This is a genomic window from Pseudomonas salomonii (assembly GCF_900107155.1).
GTDB lineage: Bacteria > Pseudomonadota > Gammaproteobacteria > Pseudomonadales > Pseudomonadaceae > Aquipseudomonas > Aquipseudomonas salomonii.
The window spans coordinates 188,833-214,372 of the sequence record NZ_FNOX01000002.1; the positions used below are offsets into that span (position 1 = coordinate 188,833).

The following is a 25,540-nucleotide window of genomic DNA, read 5'->3' on the forward strand; positions in this document are numbered from 1 at the left end:
CTGATTGAACCTGCACCGAGCCGTGGTCCTCCAACCGAGATAAACCACGGCCCGGTACATGCTCGATGACGTTTATTTTATGGATGGCCGTACTCGGCGCCGTACTGCTCACCCTCGCCCTCACCTCCTCCTACCTGCGCTGGATGCCGGTGACCACCTCGGCGGTGTGCCTGCTGCTGGGCGTCGCCATTGGCCCGCTGGGCGTCGACCTCCTGGGCTTGGATATCAAAGGCTCGGCGCGCTGGATGGAGCACCTGACCGAAGTCGCGGTGCTGTTCTCTCTATTTGTCAGCGGCTTGAAACTGCGCCTGCCGCTCAAGCATCGTACCTGGCGCGTAGCGTTTGGCATGGCCGGGCCCGTGATGCTGCTGACCATCCTTGGTGTAAGCCTGGCGCTGCATTATGTGTTCGCGTTGTCCTGGGGCGTGTCGCTGCTGGTCGGCGCGATTCTGGCACCGACCGACCCGGTACTGGCCGGGCTGGTCCAGGTCAATAATGCCCAGGACTATGACGCGCTGCGGTTCGGCTTGTCCGGTGAGGCCGGTTTGAATGACGGGACCGCCTTTCCGTTTGTGATCTTTGCCCTGCTGTTTATGCAACACGGCGGATTTGATGGCGACTGGTTCGGTGGCTGGGTCCTGAAAAACCTGGTGTGGGCGGTCCCCGCCGGATTGTTGATCGGTTATTGGATGGGGCGTGGTATCGGGCGTGTGACCCTGTGGTTGCGCATCACCCATGACGACAGCACGTTGTCCCCCAACGACTACCTGACCCTGGCGCTGATTGCCCTGGCCTATGTGGCCGCCGAGGCCGTGGGCGGTTACGGCTTTTTGTCGGTGTTCGCCGCCGGGCTGGGTTTGCGCCAGGCGGAGTTCCGCTCCACGGGGCACTCGCAGACGCCCTCGGAGCATTTGGCGCTGCCGGTGGTGGGCCATCTGGAAGTGGAACCTGAGCGAGCCCTGCAAGGCGATGTCAGTGAACTGCAAGATACGCAAATTGCCGCCGGCGTGATGCTCGGCGACATGCTGTCGTTTGGCAGTTTGGTGGAGCGCTCAATGGAAGTGTTCCTGGTGACCGTGCTGGGCATTGTGCTGGTCAGCCACTGGGATTGGCGGGCGCTGCCGGTGGCTGCGCTGCTGTTTTGCGTGATCCGGCCATTCAGCGTACTGGTCATACCCTGGGGCCGCCTGATCAGCACGCGGCAGCGCGGCTTGATGGGCTGGTTCGGCATTCGCGGTATCGGCAGCATTTACTACCTGTTCTACGCGCTCAACCACGGGCTGGTCGGCACCAGCAGCGCGTTGGCGGTAAACCTGACGATTTCAGTGATCGCCTTGAGCATCGTCGTTCATGGCCTGAGCACCCAACCGATGCTGGCCTGGTATGAACGACGCGCCAAGGCGAACCCTCAGTCCTGATGTTCGGTGTTGCCTACATCCGCGGCATCATCCAGATCGTTGAGCGGTACTTCTGCATCATCCATCAATGAGCCCGGGTCTTCGTTGCCCGGGTCATTGAGTTCTTCTTCATCATCGAGTTCCTGGGACATGACTGTCTCCTCTAACCGCCTTGGGTGTCGATATCAGCATCGGTTTCAGGCTTGGGCGCACGCTCAGGCTTGAAGTCTGGACTGTAGTCGTTTTCCCGCGCTTTGGGGTCGCTGGCAGGCTTCGGGTCTTTGGGCGCATCGGCAGCGGTGCCGGGCGCCGGCTCGCCGCGATCGATGGCCGGGTCGTTACGGTTGCTGGTTTGGGGGTCGTTGCTGGTGTTCATAAATCACCTCTGTGTAAAACGCACAGTGCGTAAAGTTAAGGTTCCAGCCAGCGCCACGAAGTTCAAATTGCTTAAGACACCGGGTTATCCACCTGGATATAAAACGCATAGGCGCCCAGCAGCACCCAGAACACCATGAACAGCCACGGCGCGCGCATGGAGAACAGCAGCGACTTGCGATAGCCCTTATGGGATGACTCGGTCTCGCAGAACAGCGGTGAATCGTCATAGGCCAGGCCCATCACCGGCTCGCTGCGCAGCAACTCGCTCTGCTTGTAGTGCCAGTGGTCGATGATTTCGTAGGCGGCACGAATACCCGGCCAGGCGTTCAGTGAGCTGAGAATGCCGAGGGAGGCCAGAAACGCCGGCACGATCAAAGTAAAAAACTTGCCCCACTCAGGGTTCAGGTTGCCCATGCCGGAGACAAACGCGATCACCAGGAACGACTGGGCCGTGAGGTAGGCGTCGGTGCGGTTGGCCAGGATGCTGGTTTCGTACTGGATTTCACGGCGGTAGAAGTCGAGGCGGTCCTTGGGCGAACCGAAGATCTTGGCATTGTGTTCGCTGTGATCGTCCACGGCAGCGGCCGGGGTATTGGCAGAGATGATTCTGGGCACGACGTGCTCCACAAGGTGACGAAACTTGTTAGAAGAATCGGGCCTGGGTGAAGTTCAAGTTTGTTCCTGCACCAATTGAGCGCATGCACTGCACCCTTGTAGTGAGCGGGCTAGTGCGGCGAGCGCTTTTGTAGCGAGTGAGCTTGCTCGCCACAAGGTAATCACTCCCTTGACACCGTTCCGGCACAGGCATTGCTTAATGCATTCATCTGCCCGGATACAGGAGCATTCGTTACCCCCCGACCCAGAGCCGACCCCATAAGAAAGTAAGGACCAGGCCCGTTGGCACCGTCAGCCACAGGCTCATAAAAATATGCGTTTTTTTAAGCGGCAGTGCCACCCAAGGCAACCCTGGGCACTGACAAGGTACTGGAATGGCTCGATCTTTCTTTGATGAAATGAATGACGCAAACGGCGCCTGCCGTGCGCACTATCAGGATTTCTCCCGCTGGCTGGCCAATACGCCGCCGGAACTGTTGGCCCAACGGCGTCGCGAGGCCGATTTGCTGTTCCACCGCGCCGGGATCACCTTCACCCTCTACGGCGACGAACAAGACACCGAGCGCCTGATCCCCTTCGACATCATCCCGCGCAGTATCCCCGCCAGTGAATGGGCCGTGATCGAACGCGGCTGCATCCAGCGCGTGAATGCGCTGAACATGTTCCTCGCCGATATCTATCACGACCAGCGCATCATCAAGGCCGGGATCATCCCGGCAGACCAGGTGCTGGGCAACGAGGGGTATCAGAAGGCCATGGTCGGGCTGGACCTGCACCGCGATATCTACTCGCATATTTCCGGCGTGGACCTGGTACGCGACGGCGACGGCACCTACTACGTGCTCGAAGACAACCTGCGCACCCCCAGCGGCGTGAGCTATATGCTCGAAGACCGCAAGATGATGATGCGCCTGTTCCCGGAAGTGTTCGCCAAGCAGCGCATCGCGCCGGTGGACCACTACCCCAACCTGCTGCTCAAAACCCTTAAAAGCGCCAGCCGGCTCGATAACCCCAACGTGGTCGTACTGACGCCGGGGCGCTTTAACAGCGCGTTTTTCGAACATGCGTTCCTGGCGCGGGAAATGGGCGTGGAGCTGGTCGAAGGCGCCGACCTGTTCGTGCACGACCTGAAAGTATTCATGCGCACCACCGACGGGCCCAAACCGGTGGACGTGATCTACCGGCGTATCGACGACGCCTTCCTCGACCCCAAGGCCTTCAACCCGGATTCCATGCTCGGCGTGCCCGGCCTGGTCGCCGCTTACTGCGCCGGCAATGTGGTGCTGGCCAACGCGATCGGCACCGGCGTGGCCGACGACAAGTCAATCTACCCCTATGTGCCGGAAATGATCCGCTTCTACCTGGACGAAGAACCGGTTTTGCAAAACGTGCCAACCTTCCAGTGCCGCAAGCCGGATGAACTGTCCCACGTGCTGGCGCATCTGCCCGAACTGGTGGTCAAGGAAACCCAGGGTTCCGGCGGCTACGGCATGCTGGTCGGCCCGGCGTCGAGCGCCGCCGAGATCGAGGACTTCCGCCAACGCATCAAGGCACGCCCTCACGCCTACATCGCCCAGCCGACCCTGAGCCTGTCCACCTGCCCCACCTTCGTCGAAAACGGCATCGCACCCCGGCACATCGACCTGCGCCCGTTCGTGCTCTCGGGCAAGGAAACCCGCCTGGTGCCCGGCGGGTTGACCCGTGTGGCGCTGAAGGAAGGCTCGTTGATCGTCAACTCGTCGCAAGGCGGCGGAACCAAGGACACCTGGGTGGTGGAGGGCTGAGTATGTTGAGTAGAACCGCCGCAGATCTGTACTGGATGTCCCGTTACCTGGAACGTGCCGAGAACCTGGCGCGCATGTTGGAAGTCAGTTATTCGCTGTCGTTGATGCCCCAGGCCGGGCGCAGTGACGGGCTGGATGAACTGGCCATGTCGCTGCTCAGCAGCGGCACGCTGGACAGCTACCTCGAACGCCATAAACAACTGGACGCCGAACGCATGCTGCACTTCTTCGCCCTCGACGAAGAAAACCCGGCCAGCATCTACAACTGCCTGCGCGCGGCCCGTGGCAATGCCCACGCCGTACGCGGGCGCATCACCGCCGACATGTGGGAAAACCTCAACGCCACCTGGCTGGAAATGCGCAGCATCGCCGCCGGCGGCCTGGCGCGCCATGGCATCAGCCACTTCTGTGACTGGGTCAAACAGCGCTCACACCTGTTTCGCGGGGCCACCTCCGGCACCATCATGCGCAATGACGCCTACCGGTTTATTCGCCTGGGCACCTTTGTCGAGCGTGCGGACAACACCTTGCGCCTGCTGGATGCGCGCTACGAGATGTTTGGCGAGGAATCGGAGGAAGTCAGCGACCTTTCGGCACGCGGCTACTACCAGTGGAGCGCCCTGCTCCGTGCGCTTTCATCGTTCGAAGCCTATACCGAGCTGTACCCGAATGCGCTGAATGCGCGCTCGGTTTCGCAGCTGCTGCTGTTACGCAGTGATGTACCGCGCTCACTGCATGCGTGCATCGAGGAGTTGAGCCATATCCTCGCCGACTTGCCCGGCAGTTACGGGCGCACAGCCCAGCGCCTGGCGGCCGAGTTCGAAGCGCGCCTGCGCTATACCGGCATCGATGAGATCCTGGAGGACGGCTTGCACAGTCGGCTCACGGACTTTATCGACACCGTGCGCGAACTGGCGCGGGCGATTCACAGCTCCTACCTGGAAGTGGTGTGAGTGCATTCGGGTTACTTATCTGTCAATTCGGGTGATTGACCCTGCTTGAGTGCCGCTCTTATGTTGGGCAGGTGAACGACCTTCCCAACATAAGAACAGGTACAGCCCATGTCCGAACTCCACCTGGATCCCGCCGCCGCCCACACCCTGCAACGCTGGCACACCATGCTGGCCACTCGCGACCTCACCGCCCTGCCCGAACTGCTCGCGCCTGACGCGGTATTCCGCTCGCCCATGGCCCACACGCCCTACCCCGGCGCGCCGGTGGTGTCGATGATTCTCAACACGGTGATCAAGGTGTTCGAGGATTTCGCCTATCACCGTGAACTGGCGAGTGCCGACGGGCTTAACGTGGTGCTGGAGTTCAGCGCACGCGTGGGCGAAAAACAGCTCAAGGGCATCGATATGATTCGCTTCAACGAACTGGGGCAGATCGTCGAGTTTGAAGTGATGGTGCGCCCCTTGAGTGGGCTGCAGGCACTGGGTGAAGAGATGGGCCGCCGGCTGGCGCCGTACCTGGCCAAGGCCAAATCCTGATGACGATCGTTCCCGCTCCGCGTGGGAATGCCTCTTGTGACGCTTTGCGTCACGTCTTGGGACGCGGAGCGTCCTGGGCTGCATTCCCACGCAGAGCGTGGGAACGATCAGTCCGGGTGGTTATTGGTTTTTGACTAATACCGGCTCGGCGCGGTACTGGTCGGGGAACAGTTTCTTGAGTTGCGCCACCTTGGGCAAATCATTGATCACGATGTAAGGGTAAGACGGGTTCTCGGTCAGAAAGTCCTGGTGATAGGACTCCGCCGGATAAAACGTCTTGCCCGTCTCGACCAGGGTCACGATCGGCTTGTCGAAGGCTTTGGCGGCGTCCAACTGGGCGATATAGGCCTGGGCGACTTTTTGCTGTTCGGCATTTTGCGCGAAAATTTCCGAACGGTACTGGGTGCCGCTGTCCGGGCCCTGGCGGTTCAGTTCAGTGGGGTTATGGGCCACCGAGAAGTAGATCTGCAACAGCTTGCCGTAACTGACTTTGCTTGGGTCGTAAGTCACCGACACCGACTCGGCGTGGCCGGTATCGCCGTCGCTGACCGACTCGTACTGGGCCGTGTTTGCCGCGCCGCCGTCATAGCCGGACACGGCGTTTTTCACGCCTTGCACATGCTGGAACACGCCTTGCACACCCCAGAAGCAACCACCGGCGAACACCGCGGTTTGCAGGTTACCGGACTCGGCGGGCAGGTCCATGGCCGGTGGTGCGATCATCACCGCGTCATCGGCACCACCGAAGGAGAACGCCGAGCTTTGGCCGACGAAAGCGGCGAAGGCCAGCGCGGGGAAAAATTTGAGCAGCTTCATCACATTCACTCCAATGCAACTGAATAAACAGGGCCAAAATGTGGGAGCGGGCTTGCTCGCGAATGCGGTCCAACAGTCACAAAAGCTTTGGCGGATCGAACGCTTTCGCGAGCAAGCCCGCTCCCACACTGATTGGGTTATCACTTCATGTCAGGCTTAGCCGAAGGTGAAGGCATACGCCGACACATGCGGGTCGAGAAATTCGATGCTGAACGTGCGGTCTTTAACGCCGGCTGGCTGACGCACCAACTGGTACAGACGCTGCTCGGTCACCGTGCCACTGCCATCCGGCGCCACATCGGTGCCATGAGCATCGCCGGGCGCCTGGCCATCAATCGTCACCTTAAAGCGCACCGGCTTGCCATCGGCGCCAGGCCCCAGCACCAGGTGCAGGTCACGGGCATGAAAGCGGTAAACCACACGCCCACCGGCCTGGTCGAGGGTGGCTTGCTGGCCGCCGACATTCCATGGGCCTTCCAGGGTCCAGTTGTTCAGGGCCAGGTGGCCGGCCGCCGGGTAATTCACGACTTTGTCGGTGCCTAAGGTGCCGGCAGTGACGAAATTTTCCGCACGCTGAAAGCCCAGGTAGGTTTCCGGCGATTGCACCTCGTTCATGTCCGGCGCCTGCTGCACACCCTTGGCATCAGCCTCGATCAAGCCACCGGCGACGTGGCTTGCACCGGCCTCACGCAGCAGTTGCTGAATCACCCGCTCCGACTCGGCGTAGTCGCCTTCACCGAAGTGGTGATAACGAATCTGGCCCTTGGCATCGGCGAAGTAATGCGCCGGCCAGTATTGGTTGTTGAAGGCGCGCCAGATCTTGTAGTTGTTGTCGATCGCCACCGGGTAGGTGATGCCCAGGTCTTTCATGGCCTTGGTGACGTTATTCACATCGCGTTCAAAGGCAAACTCCGGGGCGTGTACGCCGATCACCACCAAACCCTGGTCTTTGTATTTCTCGGCCCAGGCTTTGACGTACGGCAAGGTGCGCAGGCAGTTGATGCAGGAGTAGGTCCAGAAATCCACCAGCACCACTTTGCCCTTAAGGGCCTCGGCCGTCAGCGGCGGGCTGTTAAGCCATTGCACCGCGCCCTCCAGCGGCGGCAGCGTGCCTTCGATCGGCAGTGTGTCGCTGTGGTTGGCCGCCGCCATCATGGCGCCACCGGCCATCATCGCCCCGCTCTTCTGTGCAGGCTTGGCGCTCAATTGATCCACCAGGCTTTGTTCCAGGCCGCCGGTTGAGGCGGTCGACAAGCGTGACAGCACGCCCGTGTCCAGGCCCAGGGCGATGGCAGCCACACCGGCCAGCATCAGCGCACCCAGGCCACGGCGCAGCCATTCACCGGCGCCGAGGGATTTTTTCATCAAGCCAAAGACTTTACCGCCGACCAGCAAGGCCAGGGCCAGGGAGGTGGCAGCCCCGGCGGCGTAAGCCAGCAAGAGCAAGGTAGTGCCGATGCTGGCCCCTTGCAGCGCGGCGCCGGTCAGCACCAGCCCCAAAATGGGCCCGGCGCAGGGTGCCCAGAGCAAACCGGTGGCCACGCCGATCAGGAACGACGCGCCCGGACGCGGTTTGGCATCGGCCCCGGCGGCTTCCGACAAGCGACTGCCGGCGGCCACCAAGGGCCGCGTCAGGCGCTCCGACAGGTGCGGCAGCAACAGCGTGAGCCCGAACAGGGCAACGCACAGCAACGCGAGCCAACGCCCGTATTGATTGACTTGCACCACCCAACCGCCGCCCACCGCAGCCAGTGAGGCCACCAGGGCGAATGTCACCGCCATCCCCGCTAACAGCGGCAAGCCACTGCGCATAAACGGCTGCCCGGTGCGAGCGAAGACAAAAGGCAGAACAGGCAGGATGCACGGGCTGACAATTGTCAGCACGCCGCCCAGATACGCGAGAACCAGCAGCCACATGGGATCGACCCTTATACGAATTAAAAATAGACATCGGCTTAAGCCGCCGTAAACGTCATGGCGACGCCATTCATGCAATAGCGCAGCCCGGTAGGCGCCGGGCCGTCGTCAAATACGTGGCCTTGATGGCCACCGCAACGGCGGCAGTGGATTTCCTTGCGCACCACGCCATAGGCAGTGTCGACATGGCTGGCGACCGCGTTGTCCAGCGGCTGCCAGAAGCTTGGCCAGCCGGTGTGGCTGTCAAACTTGGTGGTCGAGGAGAACAGCGGCAATGCGCAACCGGCACAGGCAAAGGTGCCGGCACGGTGTTCATCATTGAGTGCGCTGCTGTAAGGGCGTTCGGTGCCCTCCTCACGCAGCACGTCGAATTGCTCGGCCGTCAGCACGCTGCGCCACTGGGCTTCGGTGTGGTTGACCTCAAAGGTCTCGGCCGCTTCGACCTCGGTGACCATGTTCAGCTGTTTCAGCAGGCCTCCGGCCAGGACGGCGACGCCCAGGCCACCACCGGCCAGCAGCATTTGTCGACGTGAGTACATGGCGTTCTCCTCAATGAGCAATGTCGCCATCCTGAGCCTTGGACGGTCGCGAAATCCTCACGCAGAGTTAAACAATTCGTGATAACTACACTGTGTCAAAACCCGCACAATGCGCGGACTACAAGCAAAGGTTTTCTGTTATGGATCAGCCCAAACGTGTCCTGGTGGTCGAGGACGATGCCCATATTGCTGACTTGATCTGCCTGCACCTGCGCGACGAGCAGTTCGAGGTGGTGCACAGCGCCGACGGCACCGAAGGCCTGGGCCTGCTCGAGCAAGGTGGCTGGGATGCGCTGATCCTCGACCTGATGCTGCCCGGCGTCGATGGCCTGGAGATCTGCCGCCGTGCCCGCGCCATGGCGCGCTACACACCGATCATCATCACCAGCGCACGTTCCAGCGAGCTGCACCGCATCCTCGGCCTGGAGCTGGGCGCCGACGACTACTTGGCCAAGCCGTTCTCGATGCCGGAGCTGGTGGCACGGGTCAAGGCCCTGTTGCGCCGGGTCGACGCCATGGCGCGTAACCTGAAGATGGACGCCGGCAGCCTTGAGCTGGGCGCGTTGTTCATCAACCCGCTGACCCGTGACGCCACCCTGCAAGGCCAGCGCCTGGACCTCACGCCGCGCGAATTCGACCTGCTGTACTTCTTTGCCCGCCAGCCCGGCACAGTCTTTTCGCGCATGGACCTGCTCAACGCGGTGTGGGGCTACAGCCACGAAGGCTACGAGCACACCGTGAACACCCATATCAACCGGCTGCGCGCCAAGGTCGAGGTCGACCCGGCCAACCCGGCGCGCATCCTCACGGTGTGGGGCCGTGGCTACAAATTCGCCGAGAGCGCGCCATGAAGCTGACCCTGACCCAACGCCTGTCGGTGGTGTTTGCCGTGTTGCTGGTGATCTGCAGCGGCACCTCGGCCTGGCTGCAGGTGCGCTCCAACCACATGCATGAACTGGAAGTGGTGCAAGGTCTGTCCCGCGACCTGGCGGCGCACATTGCCCGCGACACCCAACTGATGGACGCCGACGGCCTCAAGCCGGATGCCGTGCGCAACCTGTTCAGCCAATTGATGCTGGTAAACCCAAGTGTCGAGGTGTACCTGCTTGATATCGACGGCCGCGTGGTCGGTAACGCCGCCCCCAGCGGGCATTTGCTGCGTGACCATGTGGACCTTGCGCCGGTTCGGCGCTTTCTCAGCGGCGCCATGCTGCCGATCCTTGGCGACGACCCGCGCAGCGTCGACGGGCGCAAAGTGTTCAGCGCTGCGCCGCTCAAGGCCAGCGGCCAGCAAACCGGTTTTCTGTACGTGGTGCTGCTGGGCGAAGCCCATGATGTGTACGACGCCAAGGACGCCACCGGCATGGCCTTGAAGATCGCCCTGTGGTCCATCGGCCTGATCGCCCTGCTCTGCCTGATGGCTGGCCTGCTTGCCTTTGCCTGGATCACCCGGCCACTGCGTCAACTGACCGACAAGGTCGGCCGGTTCGACATCAACGGCGCGCCGAAAGCCACCGAAACCAGCGCGCCTGAACTCGACAGCGGCGATGAAATCGCGGTGCTCGATCACGCCTTCGTGCAGATGCAAAACCGCCTGGGCGAACAATGGCGCGCCATTACCCACCAGGATCAGGAACGCCGCGAGATGGTCGCCAATATTTCCCACGACCTGCGCACACCACTGGCGTCCTTGCATGGTTACCTGGAAACCCTGTCCCTCAAGGACGCGAGCCTGAGCCCCGAAGAACGCCGGCGCTACCTCGGCATCGCCCTGGACCAGAGCCGCAAGGTCGGCGGGCTGGCCCAGTCACTGCTGGAGCTGGTGCGCCTGGAGCATGGTTTTGTGCAGCCGGTGATTGAGGGCTTTTCGCTGCCGGATCTGGTGCAGGACATCTTCCAGAAGTTCGAACTCACCGCCGAAGCCCGCGCCATTACCCTCACCGCCACGCTACCGCCCAAAGTGCCGACGGTGTTGGCCGACCTGGGGTTGATCGAGCGGGTACTCACCAACCTGCTGGACAATGCGCTGCGCCATACGCCGGTGAATGGCGAAGTCGAGGTGATCCTGGCCCCCGAGGGCGGTGCCGTGGCGGTCACCGTCAGCGACAGCGGCCCGGGAATCGATGCCGAGCTGCGCGAAGGCTTGTTCCTGCGCGCGTTCACCATCGGCGGCGCACGCCGCGATGGCGGCCTGGGCCTGCGCATCGTGCACCGCATTCTGCAATTGCATGGGCGCAGCATCCAGTTGGTGGAACGCCCTGGGCACGGTGCAACCTTCAGGTTCTCCCTGGAAACCCGCGCATCCGTGCGTTGACTGGCTTTCCTGTGGGAGCTGGCTTGCCTGCGATGCAGACACCTCGGTGTACCTGACACACCGAGGTGTCTGCATCGCAGGCAAGCCAGCTCCCACATTTTCCACCGAGTTCGGCCTGAACTAATGTTCCAGCCGTTACATCCCTTCCACCGCCCACCAGCGCGGCAACAACTGCCGCACACGGGCTTCGCCAAAGCGGTCATCGATCAACATCACCACGCCCCGATCCTGCTGGCTGCGGATCACCCTGCCTGCCGCCTGCACGACCTTTTGAATGCCGGGGTACAAATAGGTGTAGTCGTAACCCGCGCCGAAAATCGCGCCCATGCGCGCTTTCATCTGCTCGTTGACCGGGTTGAGCTGCGGCAAGCCCAGTGTGGCGATAAACGCGCCGATCAAGCGTGTGCCGGGCAAATCGATGCCTTCGCCAAACGCGCCGCCCAGCACCGCAAAGCCGATGCCCCGGCTGTGCTGGGTGAACTGGTCCAGAAACCCTTGGCGCTCGGCCTCGGCCATGCCGCGTGACTGCAACCACAGCGCAATCTGCGGGTGCCGCTCGGCCATCAACTGCGCCACCTGTTGCAGGTAATCAAAACTTGAGAAAAACGCCAGGTAGTTGCCCGGCTGCTTGGCAAACTGCTCGGCAATCAACTCGACAATCGGCGCCAGGGAGGCTTGGCGATGCACAAAACGCGTGGAGATGGCATCAATGATGCGCACCTTCAGTTGCTCGGCCTGGAACGGCGACTCCACATCGATCCACGCGGTATCCCCAGGCAAACCGAGCAAGTCGGCGTAATAGTGGCGTGGGCTTAAGGTCGCGGAGAACAGCACACTGCTGCGGGCGGCGGTCAACCTGGGGCGGATGAATTCGGCGGGCACCACGTTGCGCAGGCACAGGGTCGAGGCGCTGTGTTTGCCGAACTGGCGCTTGCTGATATCAAAGATGAAGTGTTCATTGAACAGCTCCGCCACCTTGGCAAACTGCAGCGCCTCGAAATAGAAGGCTTGCAGGTCGCCGCTGAGGGCTTCGGGGTGGTCGTTGAAATAATCGCCCATGGCGCTGCTGCACAGGCTCAAGGCCTGGAGCCATTTGTCGGGTTTGCCGGCGTAAGCCTGGTACGGCGCGAGCTGGTCCTTGTGCACGGCGTTCCATTCGCGGTTCAGGCGCTGCAAAGGTTTTTTCAGCGGCTGCGGGGCGCTGTCGCGCAGGGTCTTGAGGCTGTACTGGTCGAGGCTGGCGCTGTACATCGAGCGGGCGCGCTCCACCAGGTTGTGGGCCTCGTCCACCAGCACGACGGCGCGCCATTGGTTCAACTGGGCCAGGCCGAACAGCATCGCGCCGAAGTCGAAATAGTAGTTGTAGTCGGCGACCACCAGGTCGGCCCAGCGCGCCATTTCCTGGCTCAGGTAATACGGGCACACCTCATGGGCCAATGCCACCTCGCGCAGGTTGCGCTGGTCCAGCAGGCGCACCTTGGACGCTGCCACGCGTGCCGCCGGCAAGCGATCATAAAAGCCCTTGGCCAACGGGCAGGAATCCCCATGGCAGGCTTTGTCCAGGTGCTCGCAGGCCTTGTCGCGCGCCACCAGTTCAAGCACGCGCAACGGCAAGTCGGGGCTGCTGGTGTAGAGCACGTGCGCGGCGTCGAGGGCCAGCTTGCGGCCGGGGGTCTTGGCGGTGAGGAAAAACACCTTGTCCAGCTGCTGCGGCGCCAACGCCTTGAGCATCGGAAAGATCGTGCCGACGGTCTTGCCAATCCCGGTAGGCGCCTGGGCCATCAGACAACGGCCGGTGCTGACGGCCTTGTAGACCGACTCGGCCAATGCACGCTGGCCGGTACGAAACGCGGCATGGGGAAACGCCAGGGCCTGGGCGGCATGGTTGCGCGCCTCGCGGTGCAACATTTCCTGGTGAGCCCAGCCGAGGAACAGCGCACATTGCCGGTTGAAGAACTGCTCAAGGTCGGCCGCTTGAAAACGCTGGTTCAGCAAGGTCTCGCCTTCGCCGACAATATCGAAGTACACCAGCGTCAGGTCGATCGCTTGCAGGCCGAGTTTGTGGCACATCAGCCAGCCGTACACCTTGACCTGTGCCCAATGCAATTGGCGGTGGTTGGCGGGCTGGGCATCGAGGTCGCCGCGATAGGTTTTGACCTCTTCCAGGCGATTGCTGTCCGGGTCGTAGCCGTCTGCCCTGCCCCGCACCTTGAGCTGCTGGTACTCGCCTTCCAGCGCCACTTCATTCTGGTAATGGGCGCTGCGACGCGAGGCTACGGTGCGATGGCCGATGATGCCTTCCTGGGCGCTGGGCGACGGCGTAAAGCGCAGGTCCAGGTCGCCGACCTTGGCCGTGAACTCGCACAGCGCGCGCACCGCAACGTTGTAGCTCAAGCGGTTTGCGCCCAGCGCACATAACAGACGGTGACCGGCATCTGGTACTCGCCGCAGAACTCCAGCCAGCGCAGCTGGTTGTCCTGCAGGCGGTCGCCGGGGCCTTTGACTTCGATCATGCGGTAGCTCTTTTGCGCCGGCCAGAACTGGATCAGGTCCGGCATGCCGGCGCGGTTGGCGCGGATATCCAGCAGCAGGCGTTCAAACCAGTAACGCAGGTGTTCAGCCGGCAGGCAGGTCAGGGCCTGTTCCAGCAGCTCTTCGCTGAGCAGGTTCCAAAACACGAATGGCGACTGGATGCCCCATTTGTCGACGTAGCGCTGGCGGATGGTGGTTTTGTAACGCTCATCCGTGAGCTGTTCGAAGCAGGCGGCGAACAACGCTGCGCGACGTTGGTGAAAGTCCTCGCTGTGCAGGTCCACCGGCCCACGCTGGAACGGGTGAAAAAACGACCCCGGCAGCGGCGCGAAAATCGCCTCCCAGCACAACAGCCCGAACAGCGAATTGATCAACCCGTTTTCGACGTAATGCACCGGCGCATCGGGCTCACTCAAATGCGCCTGCACGCAGGATTCCACCGACATCAGCGGCGCCTGCACCAGCGCCAGGTCCAGGCGCGTGACCTCACGCGGCTTGACCTTGGGCAGCGCCGGCTCGCCGAGCTTGCGCCGCAGGCGTGGCAGCACGCGCAGCAGGTGTTGCTGTTCGGCAGCGCTTTGCGGTGCTTGCTGCGCCGCGCACGCCAGGGCCATGGCTTGCGCGTAATCCTCCTGGCGTTCGAGCACGCGAATCAAGCGCGAGCGCGCGCCGGGATAGGCGCAATCACGGTAGATCTGCGCCGCCAATTCCAGCTCGGCACTGCGCTCGCAATATTGGCCGATCTGGAACAGCAATTTAGCCCGGCGCTTTTCCAGCCACGGGTTGTCGGTGGCCAGCCGCACGATCTGCGCCAGTACCTCGTCCAACGCCTGCCCGGCTTCGAAGGCTTGCTGGCATTGGTGCAGGAACAGAAAACCGTGCACATCGTCACGGCTACGCAAGCCACGGGACTCGGCGCAGAACTCGACTTTTTCGTAGGTGTAGATGCCCAGGTCCGCCAGCACGAACTCCGACCAGTCCTGGTGCAGGTTGCCGAAGAACATCAGCCGCAGGCGGTCGCACAGGTCCATCACGGTGAGACTGTAGAGCGTGTCGCTCAGCTTGGGGCACCACTGGGCAAAGCTGCGTGACTCAGGGAACTGCGCCGCCAGCCCTTGCAGCCAGTCGGCCTTCTTGCCTTTGGGCTGGTCAATCCAGGGCGCGAAGGCGGCGAGGATTTCGCTTTTTTGCAGCAGCGCGAACAGCTCATCAACACTCACCGGGCTCAGGTTTTCGACCCAGCCCTGCTGCACCAGCGCCAGCGCCGCCGTGTGGGTGCAGCCGATTTCCAGGTAATTGAGCTTGCTCCCACGAAAATGCACACCTTTGCGCATCACCATGCGCACCAATAACGCCTGGGACGGCTGCGGCAACCTGTCGAATTGCTGAATAAACTGCATTTCGTCCGGGTCGAGCAAATCGGCATAACGCTGCCCCAGCCACAGCAGTACTTGGCGGAAGTTATGCAGGTAATACAAGGGGTCGTCGAGGGGGTTGGCCATGTCGCGCACTGATCAAATACTGGTTATGCATACAGAGTGCCGCCAGTGGCGGGCTGTTGCAATCAGTAATAGATAAATGGCCCACGCAACTTTTTGTATAAAAGTGATCAGATAGGACAGTTGATGGCGTAACATTTGTGGCCCGAAGCCTCAGGCGCGGGACTTTTCAGGGTTAAAGGTAAGGGTAATGAACATGAAGAATTTGGGTCTGCCGCTGGTTGCACTCACTTTTTTGCTGATGGCCGGTTGCTCCACGCAAACCGTAGTGACATTGCAAAATGGCACGCAGTATTTGACCAAGGACACCCCCAAGACCAAGACAGCCGATGGGTTCTATGAATTCACCGACATCGCCGGCAAGCACATCCGCATCAAGGCTGATGACGTAGCCACGGTACGCAGCGAAAAGTGAAAGCAAACGCCTGAACATGAAAAGCCCCGCCATGTGGGGCTTTTTCTTGCCTGCTTGATCGTTCCCACGCTCCGCGTGGGAATGCAGCCCAGGACGCTCCGCGTCCCAAGGCGTGACGCAGAGCGTCACAAGAGGCATTCCCACGCAGAGCGTGGGAACGATCAGTACGCGTGAGGCCTGCCGACCCCGTCGCAGCGCTGCGCCGCTGATCGATGAAGATTTATTTACCGAAGGATTTTCGCCAACCCGGCGTTTAACCGATAAGCCGCCTTCATCTTCGAAGGCGGTAGAACGGAGAAAGACGGCCATGGCACTCATGTCCCGTACGACACGCGCGCTGTTACTCATCCCCCTGAGCCTGGCGGCCCTAACCAGTGCACCGACGTTTGCCGACACCCTCATCATCCGTCAGCCGCCCCGGGTCATCGTGGTCGCTCCTCCGCCGCCGCCGGTTTATTACGGGCACTGGGGTTACGCCCCACGGCCTTACTACTATCCCCATCATGTTTACAGCTATGGCTACGGCTACCCTCACCGGCCGTATTGGGGCGGTGGCTGGCGGGGGCAACACTGGCATTGATCAGCCGATGCTGACGCCGTCCGTCCACAGGCCGCCATGCCCGACGCCGACCAGGGTCACCGAGTCGGCGCCAAAGGTCAGCACCGTGTCGGCACCGACCACTTTGGCATGGTCGCGCAGGTCGTTGCTGCCTTCCACATTCTGGAACACCAGCTTGTCCGTGGTTTGGTAGCCGATCACCCGATCATTGCCAAAATGGCCGCTGAACAGGAAGGTGTTATGCCCACTGTTGTCGCGGATCGTGTCATTGCCTTTGCCGCCGTCGATAAAGTCTGCGCCTTTGCCGCCCTGGATCAGGTCATTGCCGTGGCTGCCGATGATGAAGGTATTGCCCTTGTGCGGTTCGGCATTGCGGTTGAGGTCCTGCACCCAGGTGGTGGCCCGCGCCGGGTCGGACAGGTTGGCGACAATCACCGTGGAGTCGCGGGTCATCTGGTCGTAGAAGCCGGACTCGAGAATGCGCGTCATGCCGTCGCCATAACCGGTGGGCAAATGCGAGACCCAGGTCGGCAGGTTGACGATGGAAAACGGCAGGATATTCCACAACGTCGACGCGTAGTGGTCGTTGAAGCTGACGATATTGTCGGTGGTCGACTCGTGGGGTTTGTCGTGCACGCCCAGGGACGACAAGTTGAAGGACGAACCGTCGAGCGCGCGGAACACCGGGTCGTTTTCGTAGCCGATGTTCAGCACTTTATCGCCGGCGCTCTGGGTCGGTGAGGCATAGGCCACGTAGTTGGCGTCCTTGTAGAACCCCGACCATTTGTTGTTGCTTAAATCCGCCATGCTGTTGACGGCCAGCCCGCCCAGGCTGTGGCCGCTGACCACCACGTCCTTGCCGCTCAGGCCATGGGCACTGGCATAGTCGGCGACATTTTTGAGCAAGCCGCCAAAGGCTTCGCCCGCGTAGTTCTTGGCATAATCCTTGGGGCCAAAGGCCGCCAGCAGGTCGCTGATCACGTCGCCGATGGAGTCGGTAATCAAGCTTTCCCGTGGCCCCGAGGTGCCACGAAAACCGATGCCGATTTCGAGCAGTTTGCCGGCGTCATCGTACTTGCCCAGCACCTCGACCTGGGCCGTGGTGTAGCCGGCCTTTTCGCCAAAGAAGGTGCCGCGCGCATCGACCTTGCCGCCATAGCCCAGGGCGCTGGCGCTGATGGGCGTCCAGCCGGCTTTTTGCACTGCTTCAAGCGCGGCCTTTTCCGAGTCGGGGTTCCAGGGAATGCCGGGAATCACACCTTGTGAATCCGTGCTGCCGAGCAGCGCCCCCACCAGCGTGGCCGGCAAGCCAAGCCCCAGGCCATTGTGCTGGTAACCCACGGCAAAGCCGTTATCCAGGTTGTGGTAGGAATACAGCGTGATCGCCATGGCATCGGCGAACAGCGTTTTGGAGCCCTCGGTGCCGAGGTTTTTATAGTCAAAGATACCCATGGTAGTGCCTCTCTGTTGTTGGATTTGTAGAGAAAGCGAAAAACACGTGTGGCTATGGAGCAGCTCTATCTGATCTCCCGCGATCCAAATGTGGGAGCGGCGGTGCGACGATTCGACTTGCTCGCGAATGCGGTGGTTCAGCCAATGAATCGGTTAACTGATACACCGCTTTCGCGAGCAAGCCCGCTCCCACATAAATCCGGTCCTCACTTTAAGAAGTGTCGTCCCCCTTTAGAACGCCCAATCGAGGCTCAACCCCACCCCGTGGACCTTGTCCTTGCTGGCCAGCAGGCCGTTGTAATCAAAATTCACCCGCGCATCCTTGCTCAACGCCAGGCTGACCCGCGCACCGATCAACGCGGCATCACGCACCATCGGCGCACTTTCCACTGCGAACGCCGGGCCGCCCGAGGCAAACGCCAGGTGCCGCTCGGAATCGGTGCTGCTCAGGTTGTGCTGCCAGCCCAGGGTGCCGGACACGTCCAGTTGCTGGTGATCGTTCACGTTGAAGGTCTTCAAGGCGCGCACGCCCAGGGTGCTCAACACCACATCGCGCGTATCGTCGTGGCCTTTGAGCGCGGCGGCGTCACCCTTTTCGGTGAACCCATCAGTGTTCAGATGCACATAGGCCAGGTTGGCGAACGGCTCCAGGGCCAGCGGTTGCAGGTTGACGCGGTAGGCCGCTTCACCAAACACCTGGGTGCTGCTCGCATCGACTTTGACCTTCTGCTTGCCGGCCACGTCGCCGTATTGCAGGTCACGCTTTACATCGCCACGATGCCAGCTGTAGGTCGCCCCACCGCTCAGGCGCAAGGCGCCGATCTCATGCCCGGCATAGGCACCGAAGTGGTAGCTGTCGACCGAGGCACGGGAGTGGGTGTCGTTGCCCATGTTCAACGAGGTGTCGCTGTAGCCGGCAACCAAGCCGATACGCGTCGACTCATCCAGCGCGCCATCCACGCCGGCGAGCATGCCGCCCAGCGACGTGGTGTAGCCCGCGGTGTCACTGCGGCTGTCGGTTTTGCCCCATGCGCCCAAGGCCTTGACCCACACGTTGCCACGGCTGTCGAGGGTGTCGCTGCCTGCGCCCATCTCGCCATGGCGCAGGCGTTCGCCCACGGCTTCGCGCACGTAACGGCTGTCGTTGATCAACGCACTTTGCAGCGCCGGGTAGATTTCGCCGGAGAGCTGCTGGAACGCGCCCTGGGCCGAGGCCGCATTCGGCGCCAGCAACAGGCTTTCATACACCGCATTGCCCGCGCCCAACTGGTCCGCCGCTGCTGCGACCGCACGCTGGTTCGGCGTGACCGCCACACTGGCGAAGCTGTTGGTGCGCGCCACGTCCAGCTGCACGCCGTTGGCGGCATAGTTGAGGGTGCCGCCGATAAACAGGTAGTTGGGCAGCACCGCGCCGAAGCTGCCGGTAATACCGCCTGCGGCTTGCAGGATGTTGTACTGGCGGCCGATCAGGCTTTGTGCCTGGGCGTCAGTCAGCAGTGTCGGGCTGTTTTCCAGGGCCAGGGTCACGGTGCCGCCATTGAGCGTGGCGGTGCCGCCGGCAACGATGCGGTCGCTGCTGGTGGGCGACAGCTCCACCGCGTAGGTCGAACCCGCGTCAAAGGTCACGTTGCCCGCCACATTCAAGGTGCCGATGGAGTTACCCGGCGCCACGGTGCCGCCGCTTTTGGCGGTCAACGAGCCGATACGGCCGGAGCCTGCGAGCACACCGGTCTGGCTGACGGTAACGTCGGACGTGACCGAACCATTAATCGCCAGCAAGCCCTGGTTGACCAGGGTCGGCCCGCTGTAGGTGTTGGTGCCGCTCAGCACCAGCGTGCCGATGCCTTGCTTGGTCAGGCCGCCATGGCCGGAAATGGCATTGCTCCATACATCCAGGCCGCAATGCACGTCGGTGCACAGGCGCTGGGTCGGTTTGCCGGCGTCCACCACGGCGCCGATGCCTGGCAAGTCGGCGACAAACTGGCTGCTGCCGTAGGCGCCGTCGATACGGAACTCAGCAGGAATATCCTCGGCGGTGACGAACATTGCTGGCCCGTTGACGGCTTTGCCCAGGTTGATCATGCCCCAGCCATACAACGCGTCGATGCCCGGCGCGCCAAGGTCGGTGGCGGTGGTTTTAAGCACCGTGGCGACCTGCTCGCCGCTCATATAGGGGAAGCGCTCCATCAGCACCGCCGCTGCGCCGGCCACATGGGGCGCCGCCATGGAGGTGCCGTTTTTGTTGGCCCAATCGCTGGTCAGGTTGCTCAGGTCGGTGCCGTTGATAATCGAACTGAAGATCTTGGTGCCGGGCGCCGACACGCAGAAGCTTGCCGCATAACCGCAGCGCGACGAGAAGGTGCTGATCACGTACGGGTTGGCACTCGCGGTGTCCGGGTTTTGCTGCAAGGCCGCTACCGACAGCCAGTTCGGCGCGATCTCCGGCACAAAGTACGCCAGGCCCGACATCGCATCCGGGTTGTTGCGGTTGTAGTCGTTACCGGCGGCAAAGATGGTCAGCACGCCGCTGCGGGCGGCATCGATTGCGCCTTGGTAGGCGCCGCCGGCAATCGTGCCGAGGATCGGCCGGATATTGTTGAACTGCGCCTGGGCTTCATTGACCGTGAAGTTGGGGAACGCCGGATCGCGGCCGCCCTTGGCGTATTGATCGCCAATGCCGATGCCCCAGCTGTTGTTGATGATGCGTGCGCCGTTGGCCACCAGCCCGTCCCAACCGGCCTTGTACACCGCACCGTCGTTACCGAGGATGATCCCGTCTTCCGGGCCTGGGTCGCCGTTTTCGGCGCTGAGGATTTGCGCATTGAACGCCACGCCGTGCATCGGCCCGCCATCGCGGTTACCGGCGGCAATCCCGCCGACGTGGGTGCCGTGGTTACCCAGCTTGCCGTTGGAGTCCTTGGACGGCGTGCCGTCATAGCGGAACGCATCGCCGGCCTTCACCGGGATATACGGGTCGGTGTATTGGCGGATGCCTTCGGTGACAATCGTCACCACCTTGTTGGGGCTGGCGAATTCCGGGTGCTGCGCATACACCGGCTGGTCAAAGATGCCCAGTTTGACGCCTTTGCCGGTGTAGCCGGCGGCATACGCGGTGTCTGAATGGATGGCGCCCAGGCCCCAGTCGGCCTTGAACTCGTTGCTGCGCCAACTGGCGGCATCGCCCAGTTTGCCGGTTTCCACATAGGGTGCGGCCTGGGCGGTCCCCAGACTTGCCAGGCAGCACAGCAACGCGCCGTATGGCACGCAGCTCAAAGCCTTGAGCGGGTAGCTCGGGCCTGTGTGAGTGGCGATCATTAACCCTGGTTTGCGTTTGTTCACGGTGACCTTCCTTAGTTTTCTTATTGCACTTTTTTGGAAATCCAACCCGATCGTTCCCACGCTCCGCGTGGTAATGCAGCCCAGGACGCTCTGCGTCCAAAGCGTGACGCAGAGCGTCACACGAGGCATTCCCACGCGGAGCGTGGGAACGATCATCGCTGCGGTGTTTTTAGAACTGCCAGTTCAGGCTCAGCCCCACGCCTTGGGTTTTCGCGCTCCCGCCCAACTGGCCGTTGTAATCCAGGTTGACCCGCGTGGCCTTGTTCAGCGCCAGGCTGGCCTGCACACCGACCAGCGCGGCATCGCGCAGCAAGGGCGAACTGCGCACGGCAAAGGACGGCCCGCCGGCGACAAACGCCAAGTGTTCTTCGGATTCCACCGCCGTCAGGCTGTGCTGCCAGCCCAGCGAACCGGACAGCTCCAGCTGTTGATGGTCGTTCAGTGGCAGGGTTTTCAAGGCCCGCACGCCGAGGGTGCTGAGCACCGCATCGCGCTGATCACTGCCACGCTCCAGCGCCGCCGCAGCGCCTTTTTCATGAAAGGAATCACTGTCCAGGTGCACATAGGCCAGGTTGGCGAACGGCTCCAGCGCCAGCGGTTGCAGGTGAATGCGGTAGGCAGCTTCAGTGAACAACTGCGCGGTGCGCGCATCCAGCCTGGTCTTTTGCTTGCCGCTGACTGCGCCGTATTGCAGGTCACGCTTTACGTCGCCGCGGTGCCAGCTGTAGGCGCCGCCCACGCTGACGCGCCAGTCGCCCAGTTCACGCCCGGCGTAAGCACCCAAGTGGTAACTGTCGATGGACGCCGATGAATGGGTGCCACTGCCCATGTTCAGCGAGCTGTCGCTGTAGCCGGCCACCACACCCACGCGGGTCTGCTCGTCCAAAGCGCCGTCCACACCGGCGAGCAAACCGCCAATCGAGGTGGTCGAGCCTGCCGTTTCGCTGCGGCTGTCGGTCTTGCCCCAGGCGCCAAGCGCCTTGAGCCACAGGTTGCTTTCGCCGCTCACCGGCACATGGCGCAGGCGTTCGCCCACGGCATCGCGCAGTTGCAGGCTGTCGTTGATCAGCATCGCGCCAAGCGCCGGGTAGATCTCACCCGACAGTTGCTGCAAACCCTGGCGAGCCGTGGCCACCGAGTCCGACTGCAACAGGCTTTCATACACCGGGTTGCCGGCGCCCAGTTGCTCGGCCGCCGTCGCGACATTGCGCTGGTTGCGCGTGGCGGCAACGCTGGCGAACGCAGCGTTGTTGCGCCCCACGTCCAACTGCACGCCGTTGGCGGCGTAATCGAGGCTGCCGCCGAGGAACAGGTAATTCGGCAACACCTGGCCAAACTGGCCCTGAATGCCGCCCGCCGCCTGCAAGATGCTGTACTGGCGGCCGATCAGGCTTTGCACCTGGCTCTGGCTAAGCAGTGTCGGGCTGTTTTCCAGTGCCAGGGTCACGGTGCCGCCGCCCAGCACGGCTTTACCGCCTGCGACGATGCGGTCGCTGCTGGTGGGCGTCAGTTCCACCGCATAGGTGGAGCCTGCGCCCAGGTTCACATCACCGGCCACCTGCAAGGTGCCCACGGAATTGCCCGGTGCCACGGTGCCGCCGCTGTTGACGTTCAAGGCGCCGATGCGCCCGGAACCGCCGAGGGTGCCACTGTTGTTGACCGTCACCGCTGAGGTCAGCGAACCATTGACCGCCAGCAGGCCGCCATTGACGCTGGTTGCACCGCGATACGTGCTGTCGCCGCTGAGCACCAGGCTGCCGGCGCCGGATTTGATCAGGCTGCCTTCATACACGCGGTTGGCCGCGGCCTGATCGCGGGCAGTGCCAACGGCGTAATCGGTCTGGTCCTGTTGGCTGGCATTCGCGCCCACGCCGTTCTGCCAGCCCTTGTCGATCAGGGTTTGCTGCCAAGCGCTGTGTTCGGCGCGGTCTTCGGCCTGGCGCTGGACCAACGCTTGGTCGGAGACGCCATTGCTCCATACATCACCCTGCCCGGCCGCCAAGTTGACGTTCATTGCGCCGAGCAATTGCCCCGGCCCGTGCATGGCCCGGCCGAGGTCCGGCACGCCCCAGCCGACGATGGTATTCGGTGCCTGAGTGACAGCGCCGTCGAGCTGCGTGGCGGTGGTCAACAGCACCTGCAACGCCTGCTCGTTGGTCATGTACGGGTAGCGCTCCATCACCAGCGCCAGCGCGCCGGTGGCATGGGGTGCCGACATCGAGGTGCCGGATTTGACCCCGTAACCGCCGTCGGGAATGGTGCTGTTGATCAGCGCGCCAGGCGTGGAAATGCACCAGTACTTGGCAATCCCGCACTTGTTGTATTTCTGGTTATTGGCCTTATCCAGGCCGGATACCGCCAGCCAGTGGCCTTCCAGTTCCGGCTGGAAATACGGCAAGGCCGAGCGCACGCTGGCATTTGCATACCCGCTGTTGCCGGCGCTGAACACGTTGATCACGCCAGCCTTGGCCACATCCGCAGCGGCATCCAGCCAGGTGCCCCGGTTGTAATGCTGGGCATAGGCCGCATGCAGGTCGCCGAGGGTCTGGTAGCTGACATCCTTGGGCTGGCTGCCCCAGCTGTTGTTGATGGCGCGCACGCCGGAATCCACCAGCGCGGTGTACACCGCCTTGAAATACTTGGGGTCCGGGGTCGGGCCAAACAGGAAGCTGTCGTTGGCGTTGGTGTTGCCCACGTAGATTTGCGCGTTGTACGCCACGCCGTGCATGCCCACGCCATCACGGGCCGCGCCCATGGTGCCGGTGACATGGGTGCCGTGGGAATCGTTGTTGGGGTTGAGTGCGCCGGTGGTGCTGAACGCGCTGCCATCCACATACGTGCCGCTGGCGCTGACCGCGTGGTAGCGGTCTTTGGAGGCTTCGGGGTGGTTAGGGTCAAAGCCCGAGTCCAGCGCGCCGACTTTGACCCCGTTGCCGGTGATGCCGGCTGCATAGGCTTCGTCGGCCTTCATGCGCCCCAGGCCCCAGTCACTCTGGAATTCGGCGGAGCGCCAACTGGCCGGGTTACCCGCTTGGCCGGTTTCGGTGTAGGCCGCCTGCGCCGCAACGGACAACAGGAGTAACGAGCCTGCGATAAACGGTTTGAAACGTGGTGAATGGGTGATCATCTGACCCCTCCTTATTCTTCTTATGGTTGCTTATTTCACCGGGCCGAAGGCCTCATCGACTTTCGCCAGGTCGGTGTCACGCAAGTTGCCCGCGTAGTAGTGCAATTTGGTCCAGGCCATCAGGTAGTCGTAACGCGCCTGGGCCAGGTCGCGACGGGTGCTGTACAGCTGCTGCTCGGCGTTCAGCGCGTCGAGGTTGACCCGCTCGCCGCCGAGGATGCTTTGCTTGGTCGACACCACCAGCGCCTCGGCCGAGGTCAGCGCCTTTTGATACGCACGCAGTTTGCTCACGCCCGACAGGCACGCACTGAACTGGCGGCGCAGTTCGATCAGGGTTTCACGGGTTTTGCCTTCCAGCTCGTACTCGGCCTGCTCCATGCCACGGCTGGCCTGACGGGTGGAGGCAGAGATACCGCCACCGGCATACAACGGCAGGCTGACTTCAACGCCGATGGTGTTGGTGTCGTAGCGCTGGTTGTAGGTGTTGCCGCTGTCGGACTCCTGTTTGCGCGCGCTGGCATACGCGGTGATCTTGGGCAAATGCCCGGCGCGGTTGCGCTCCACTTCATAACGCGCAACTTCCACGGCCTGGCGTTGCGACGCCAGCGTGGGGTTATTGCTCAGCGCCAATTCATGCCAGGTGTCGTAGTTGGCCGGGGTCAGGGTGAAGGCGGCAAAGCTCTGGTTCAGCGGCGCCAGGTCGTGGATGTCGACGCTTTGCACGCCGATCAACGCCCCCAACTCGCGCAACGACGCGTCCTGCTCATCCAGCGCCTGGATCTCTTCGGCGGTGGCCAGCTCATAGCGCGACTCGGCTTCGAGAATATCGGTGCGCGTGCCTTCGCCCTGTTGGAACAGGTGCTGGTTCTGCTGGAACTGCTGCTCGTAGGCCTTTTTCTTGGCACGCGCGATGTCGATCTGGTCCTGGGCAAACAGCGCCTGGGTGTAATAGCTCAGCACCCGCACCAGCAACGCCTGGCTCTTGTCGCGAAAGCTCTCATCGGCAAACAGCGCCTGGGCCACGCCCTTGCGGTAGTTGGCGTAGGCTTCGTAGTCGAACAAGGGTTGTTGCAGGCTGAAGGTCGAGCCGTAGCTGTTGTAGTTGCGGTCGTCGCGGTAACTGCCGCCGCGCCCGTCCGGCAGGTGCGCTTCGGAATTGTTGCGGCCCTTGTTGTAGTTGTACGACAGGCGCGGCAACAGCCCGGCACGGCCGATGGTGCGGTTTTCCAGTCCGGCGTCGCGCTCCTTGATGGCGCCGAGGAACACCGGATCGTTACGCAATGCCTGCTCGTACACATCAAACGGGCCCATGGCGGCGTGGGCACTGGTGCAGCTCAACAGTAAGGTGATGAACACAACGCGCATGT

Annotated in this window: 20 protein-coding genes; 8 read left to right on the forward strand and 12 right to left on the reverse strand. The window is 62.3% G+C overall.

What is annotated here, in order from left to right; translation table 11 throughout:
* The first annotated feature begins 65 nt into the window (after positions 1–65).
* Positions 66–1,418 carry a cation:proton antiporter gene (locus BLV67_RS04900; RefSeq protein WP_069787544.1) on the forward strand — a complete coding sequence of 451 codons (1,353 nt, stop codon included), beginning with the start codon at positions 66–68 and terminating at the stop codon, positions 1,416–1,418.
* Here the strand turns inward: BLV67_RS04900 and BLV67_RS32895 are convergent.
* From BLV67_RS32895 to BLV67_RS04910, 3 genes are all read right to left on the reverse strand, one after another.
* Positions 1,409–1,549, reverse strand: coding sequence for a hypothetical protein (locus BLV67_RS32895; protein WP_163005441.1), 141 nt, complete (start codon positions 1,547–1,549; stop codon positions 1,409–1,411). The two genes, BLV67_RS04900 and BLV67_RS32895, sit on opposite strands and share 10 nt — an antisense overlap.
* Positions 1,550–1,560: 11 nt before the next feature.
* Positions 1,561–1,773, reverse strand: coding sequence for a hypothetical protein (locus tag BLV67_RS04905; protein WP_069787545.1), 213 nt, complete (start codon positions 1,771–1,773; stop codon positions 1,561–1,563).
* A gap of 71 nt (positions 1,774–1,844) precedes the next feature.
* Positions 1,845–2,390: a hypothetical protein gene (locus BLV67_RS04910; RefSeq protein ID WP_069787546.1), complete on the reverse strand. Its 546-nt coding sequence runs from the start codon at positions 2,388–2,390 to the stop codon at positions 1,845–1,847.
* 374 nt (positions 2,391–2,764) lie between these two features.
* Between BLV67_RS04910 and BLV67_RS04915 the strand changes: the two genes are divergently transcribed.
* The 3 genes from BLV67_RS04915 (at position 2,765) to BLV67_RS04925 (ending at position 5,664) form a co-directional block, all read left to right on the forward strand.
* On the forward strand, positions 2,765–4,174 hold the full coding sequence (locus tag BLV67_RS04915) for a circularly permuted type 2 ATP-grasp protein (protein ID WP_065930079.1): 1,410 nt from the start codon (positions 2,765–2,767) through the stop codon (positions 4,172–4,174).
* 2 nt (positions 4,175–4,176) lie between these two features.
* Positions 4,177–5,127 carry an alpha-E domain-containing protein gene (locus BLV67_RS04920; protein ID WP_065930080.1) on the forward strand — a complete coding sequence of 317 codons (951 nt, stop codon included), beginning with the start codon at positions 4,177–4,179 and terminating at the stop codon, positions 5,125–5,127.
* A gap of 108 nt (positions 5,128–5,235) precedes the next feature.
* Positions 5,236–5,664 carry a nuclear transport factor 2 family protein gene (locus BLV67_RS04925; protein WP_069787547.1) on the forward strand — a complete coding sequence of 143 codons (429 nt, stop codon included), beginning with the start codon at positions 5,236–5,238 and terminating at the stop codon, positions 5,662–5,664.
* A 120-nt stretch (positions 5,665–5,784) separates the two neighbouring features.
* Here BLV67_RS04925 and msrA read toward each other — a convergent pair whose 3' ends face one another.
* The 3 genes from msrA to msrB all read right to left on the reverse strand — a co-directional run bounded on the left by msrA (position 5,785) and on the right by msrB (position 8,936).
* On the reverse strand, positions 5,785–6,480 hold the full coding sequence (gene msrA / locus BLV67_RS04930; RefSeq protein ID WP_069787548.1) for a peptide-methionine (S)-S-oxide reductase MsrA: 696 nt from the start codon (positions 6,478–6,480) through the stop codon (positions 5,785–5,787).
* A gap of 156 nt (positions 6,481–6,636) precedes the next feature.
* The gene (locus BLV67_RS04935; RefSeq protein WP_065930083.1) at positions 6,637–8,397 is read right to left on the reverse strand and encodes a cytochrome c biogenesis protein DipZ; all 1,761 of its coding nucleotides are present in this window, start codon (positions 8,395–8,397) and stop codon (positions 6,637–6,639) included.
* Positions 8,398–8,435: 38 nt separating this feature from the next.
* Positions 8,436–8,936, reverse strand: a complete 501-nt coding sequence (msrB, locus tag BLV67_RS04940; protein WP_069787549.1) for a peptide-methionine (R)-S-oxide reductase MsrB — start codon at positions 8,934–8,936, stop codon at positions 8,436–8,438.
* A 140-nt stretch (positions 8,937–9,076) separates the two neighbouring features.
* Between msrB and BLV67_RS04945 the strand changes: the two genes are divergently transcribed.
* On the forward strand, positions 9,077–9,787 hold the full coding sequence (locus BLV67_RS04945) for a response regulator transcription factor (RefSeq protein WP_065930085.1): 711 nt from the start codon (positions 9,077–9,079) through the stop codon (positions 9,785–9,787).
* Positions 9,784–11,250: a sensor histidine kinase gene (locus BLV67_RS04950; RefSeq protein ID WP_069787550.1), complete on the forward strand. Its 1,467-nt coding sequence runs from the start codon at positions 9,784–9,786 to the stop codon at positions 11,248–11,250. Before BLV67_RS04945 ends, BLV67_RS04950 begins: the two co-directional genes overlap by 4 nt.
* Positions 11,251–11,385: 135 nt before the next feature.
* Here the strand turns inward: BLV67_RS04950 and BLV67_RS04955 are convergent, their stop codons facing one another.
* Together BLV67_RS04955 and BLV67_RS04960 are read right to left on the reverse strand one after the other, a co-directional pair.
* On the reverse strand, positions 11,386–13,644 hold the full coding sequence (locus BLV67_RS04955; protein WP_069787551.1) for an ATP-dependent DNA helicase: 2,259 nt from the start codon (positions 13,642–13,644) through the stop codon (positions 11,386–11,388).
* Positions 13,641–15,284 carry a VRR-NUC domain-containing protein gene (locus BLV67_RS04960; RefSeq protein WP_065930088.1) on the reverse strand — a complete coding sequence of 548 codons (1,644 nt, stop codon included), beginning with the start codon at positions 15,282–15,284 and terminating at the stop codon, positions 13,641–13,643. The genes BLV67_RS04955 and BLV67_RS04960 overlap by 4 nt, the downstream gene beginning before the upstream one ends.
* Before the next feature lie 187 nt (positions 15,285–15,471).
* Here BLV67_RS04960 and BLV67_RS04965 point away from each other — a divergent pair, with 187 nt between their 5' ends.
* Positions 15,472–15,696, forward strand: coding sequence for a YgdI/YgdR family lipoprotein (locus BLV67_RS04965; RefSeq protein ID WP_017135598.1), 225 nt, complete (start codon positions 15,472–15,474; stop codon positions 15,694–15,696).
* Positions 15,697–16,012: 316 nt separating this feature from the next.
* On the forward strand, positions 16,013–16,276 hold the full coding sequence (locus BLV67_RS04970) for a hypothetical protein (protein ID WP_239694269.1): 264 nt from the start codon (positions 16,013–16,015) through the stop codon (positions 16,274–16,276).
* Here the strand turns inward: BLV67_RS04970 and BLV67_RS04975 are convergent, their stop codons facing one another.
* The 4 genes from BLV67_RS04975 to BLV67_RS04990 all read right to left on the reverse strand — a co-directional run bounded on the left by BLV67_RS04975 (position 16,277) and on the right by BLV67_RS04990 (position 25,538).
* Positions 16,277–17,707 carry a polyurethane esterase gene (locus tag BLV67_RS04975; protein WP_069787552.1) on the reverse strand — a complete coding sequence of 477 codons (1,431 nt, stop codon included), beginning with the start codon at positions 17,705–17,707 and terminating at the stop codon, positions 16,277–16,279. It abuts the gene before it with no gap.
* Between the two features lie 231 nt (positions 17,708–17,938).
* Positions 17,939–21,046: an autotransporter outer membrane beta-barrel domain-containing protein gene (locus BLV67_RS04980; RefSeq protein WP_069787553.1), complete on the reverse strand. Its 3,108-nt coding sequence runs from the start codon at positions 21,044–21,046 to the stop codon at positions 17,939–17,941.
* Positions 21,047–21,215: 169 nt separating this feature from the next.
* Entirely contained in the window at positions 21,216–24,173 is a 2,958-nt protein-coding gene (gene eprS, locus BLV67_RS04985; RefSeq protein ID WP_069787554.1) for an autotransporter serine peptidase EprS, read from the reverse strand.
* A gap of 30 nt (positions 24,174–24,203) precedes the next feature.
* Positions 24,204–25,538 (reverse strand): TolC family outer membrane protein, encoded by a 1,335-nt coding sequence (locus tag BLV67_RS04990; protein WP_065930092.1) that lies wholly within the window; start codon positions 25,536–25,538, stop codon positions 24,204–24,206.
* Between the last annotated feature and the right edge of the window lie 2 nt (positions 25,539–25,540).

Bases quoted from the DNA above. Each gene is read 5' to 3' on its own strand.
- BLV67_RS04900 (WP_069787544.1), top strand. From the start codon at position 66: ATGACGTTTATTTTATGGATGGCCGTACTCGGCGCCGTACTGCTCACC.
- BLV67_RS32895 (WP_163005441.1), bottom strand. From the start codon at position 1,549: ATGTCCCAGGAACTCGATGATGAAGAAGAACTCAATGACCCGGGCAAC.
- BLV67_RS04905 (WP_069787545.1), bottom strand. From the start codon at position 1,773: ATGAACACCAGCAACGACCCCCAAACCAGCAACCGTAACGACCCGGCC.
- BLV67_RS04915 (WP_065930079.1), top strand. From the start codon at position 2,765: ATGGCTCGATCTTTCTTTGATGAAATGAATGACGCAAACGGCGCCTGC.
- BLV67_RS04920 (WP_065930080.1), top strand. From the start codon at position 4,177: ATGTTGAGTAGAACCGCCGCAGATCTGTACTGGATGTCCCGTTACCTG.
- BLV67_RS04925 (WP_069787547.1), top strand. From the start codon at position 5,236: ATGTCCGAACTCCACCTGGATCCCGCCGCCGCCCACACCCTGCAACGC.
- msrA (WP_069787548.1), bottom strand. From the start codon at position 6,480: ATGAAGCTGCTCAAATTTTTCCCCGCGCTGGCCTTCGCCGCTTTCGTC.
- BLV67_RS04935 (WP_065930083.1), bottom strand. From the start codon at position 8,397: ATGTGGCTGCTGGTTCTCGCGTATCTGGGCGGCGTGCTGACAATTGTC.
- msrB (WP_069787549.1), bottom strand. From the start codon at position 8,936: ATGTACTCACGTCGACAAATGCTGCTGGCCGGTGGTGGCCTGGGCGTC.
- BLV67_RS04945 (WP_065930085.1), top strand. From the start codon at position 9,077: ATGGATCAGCCCAAACGTGTCCTGGTGGTCGAGGACGATGCCCATATT.
- BLV67_RS04950 (WP_069787550.1), top strand. From the start codon at position 9,784: ATGAAGCTGACCCTGACCCAACGCCTGTCGGTGGTGTTTGCCGTGTTG.
- BLV67_RS04960 (WP_065930088.1), bottom strand. From the start codon at position 15,284: ATGGCCAACCCCCTCGACGACCCCTTGTATTACCTGCATAACTTCCGC.
- BLV67_RS04965 (WP_017135598.1), top strand. From the start codon at position 15,472: ATGAACATGAAGAATTTGGGTCTGCCGCTGGTTGCACTCACTTTTTTG.
- BLV67_RS04970 (WP_239694269.1), top strand. From the start codon at position 16,013: ATGTCCCGTACGACACGCGCGCTGTTACTCATCCCCCTGAGCCTGGCG.
- BLV67_RS04975 (WP_069787552.1), bottom strand. From the start codon at position 17,707: ATGGGTATCTTTGACTATAAAAACCTCGGCACCGAGGGCTCCAAAACG.
- eprS (WP_069787554.1), bottom strand. From the start codon at position 24,173: ATGATCACCCATTCACCACGTTTCAAACCGTTTATCGCAGGCTCGTTA.
- BLV67_RS04990 (WP_065930092.1), bottom strand. From the start codon at position 25,538: ATGCGCGTTGTGTTCATCACCTTACTGTTGAGCTGCACCAGTGCCCAC.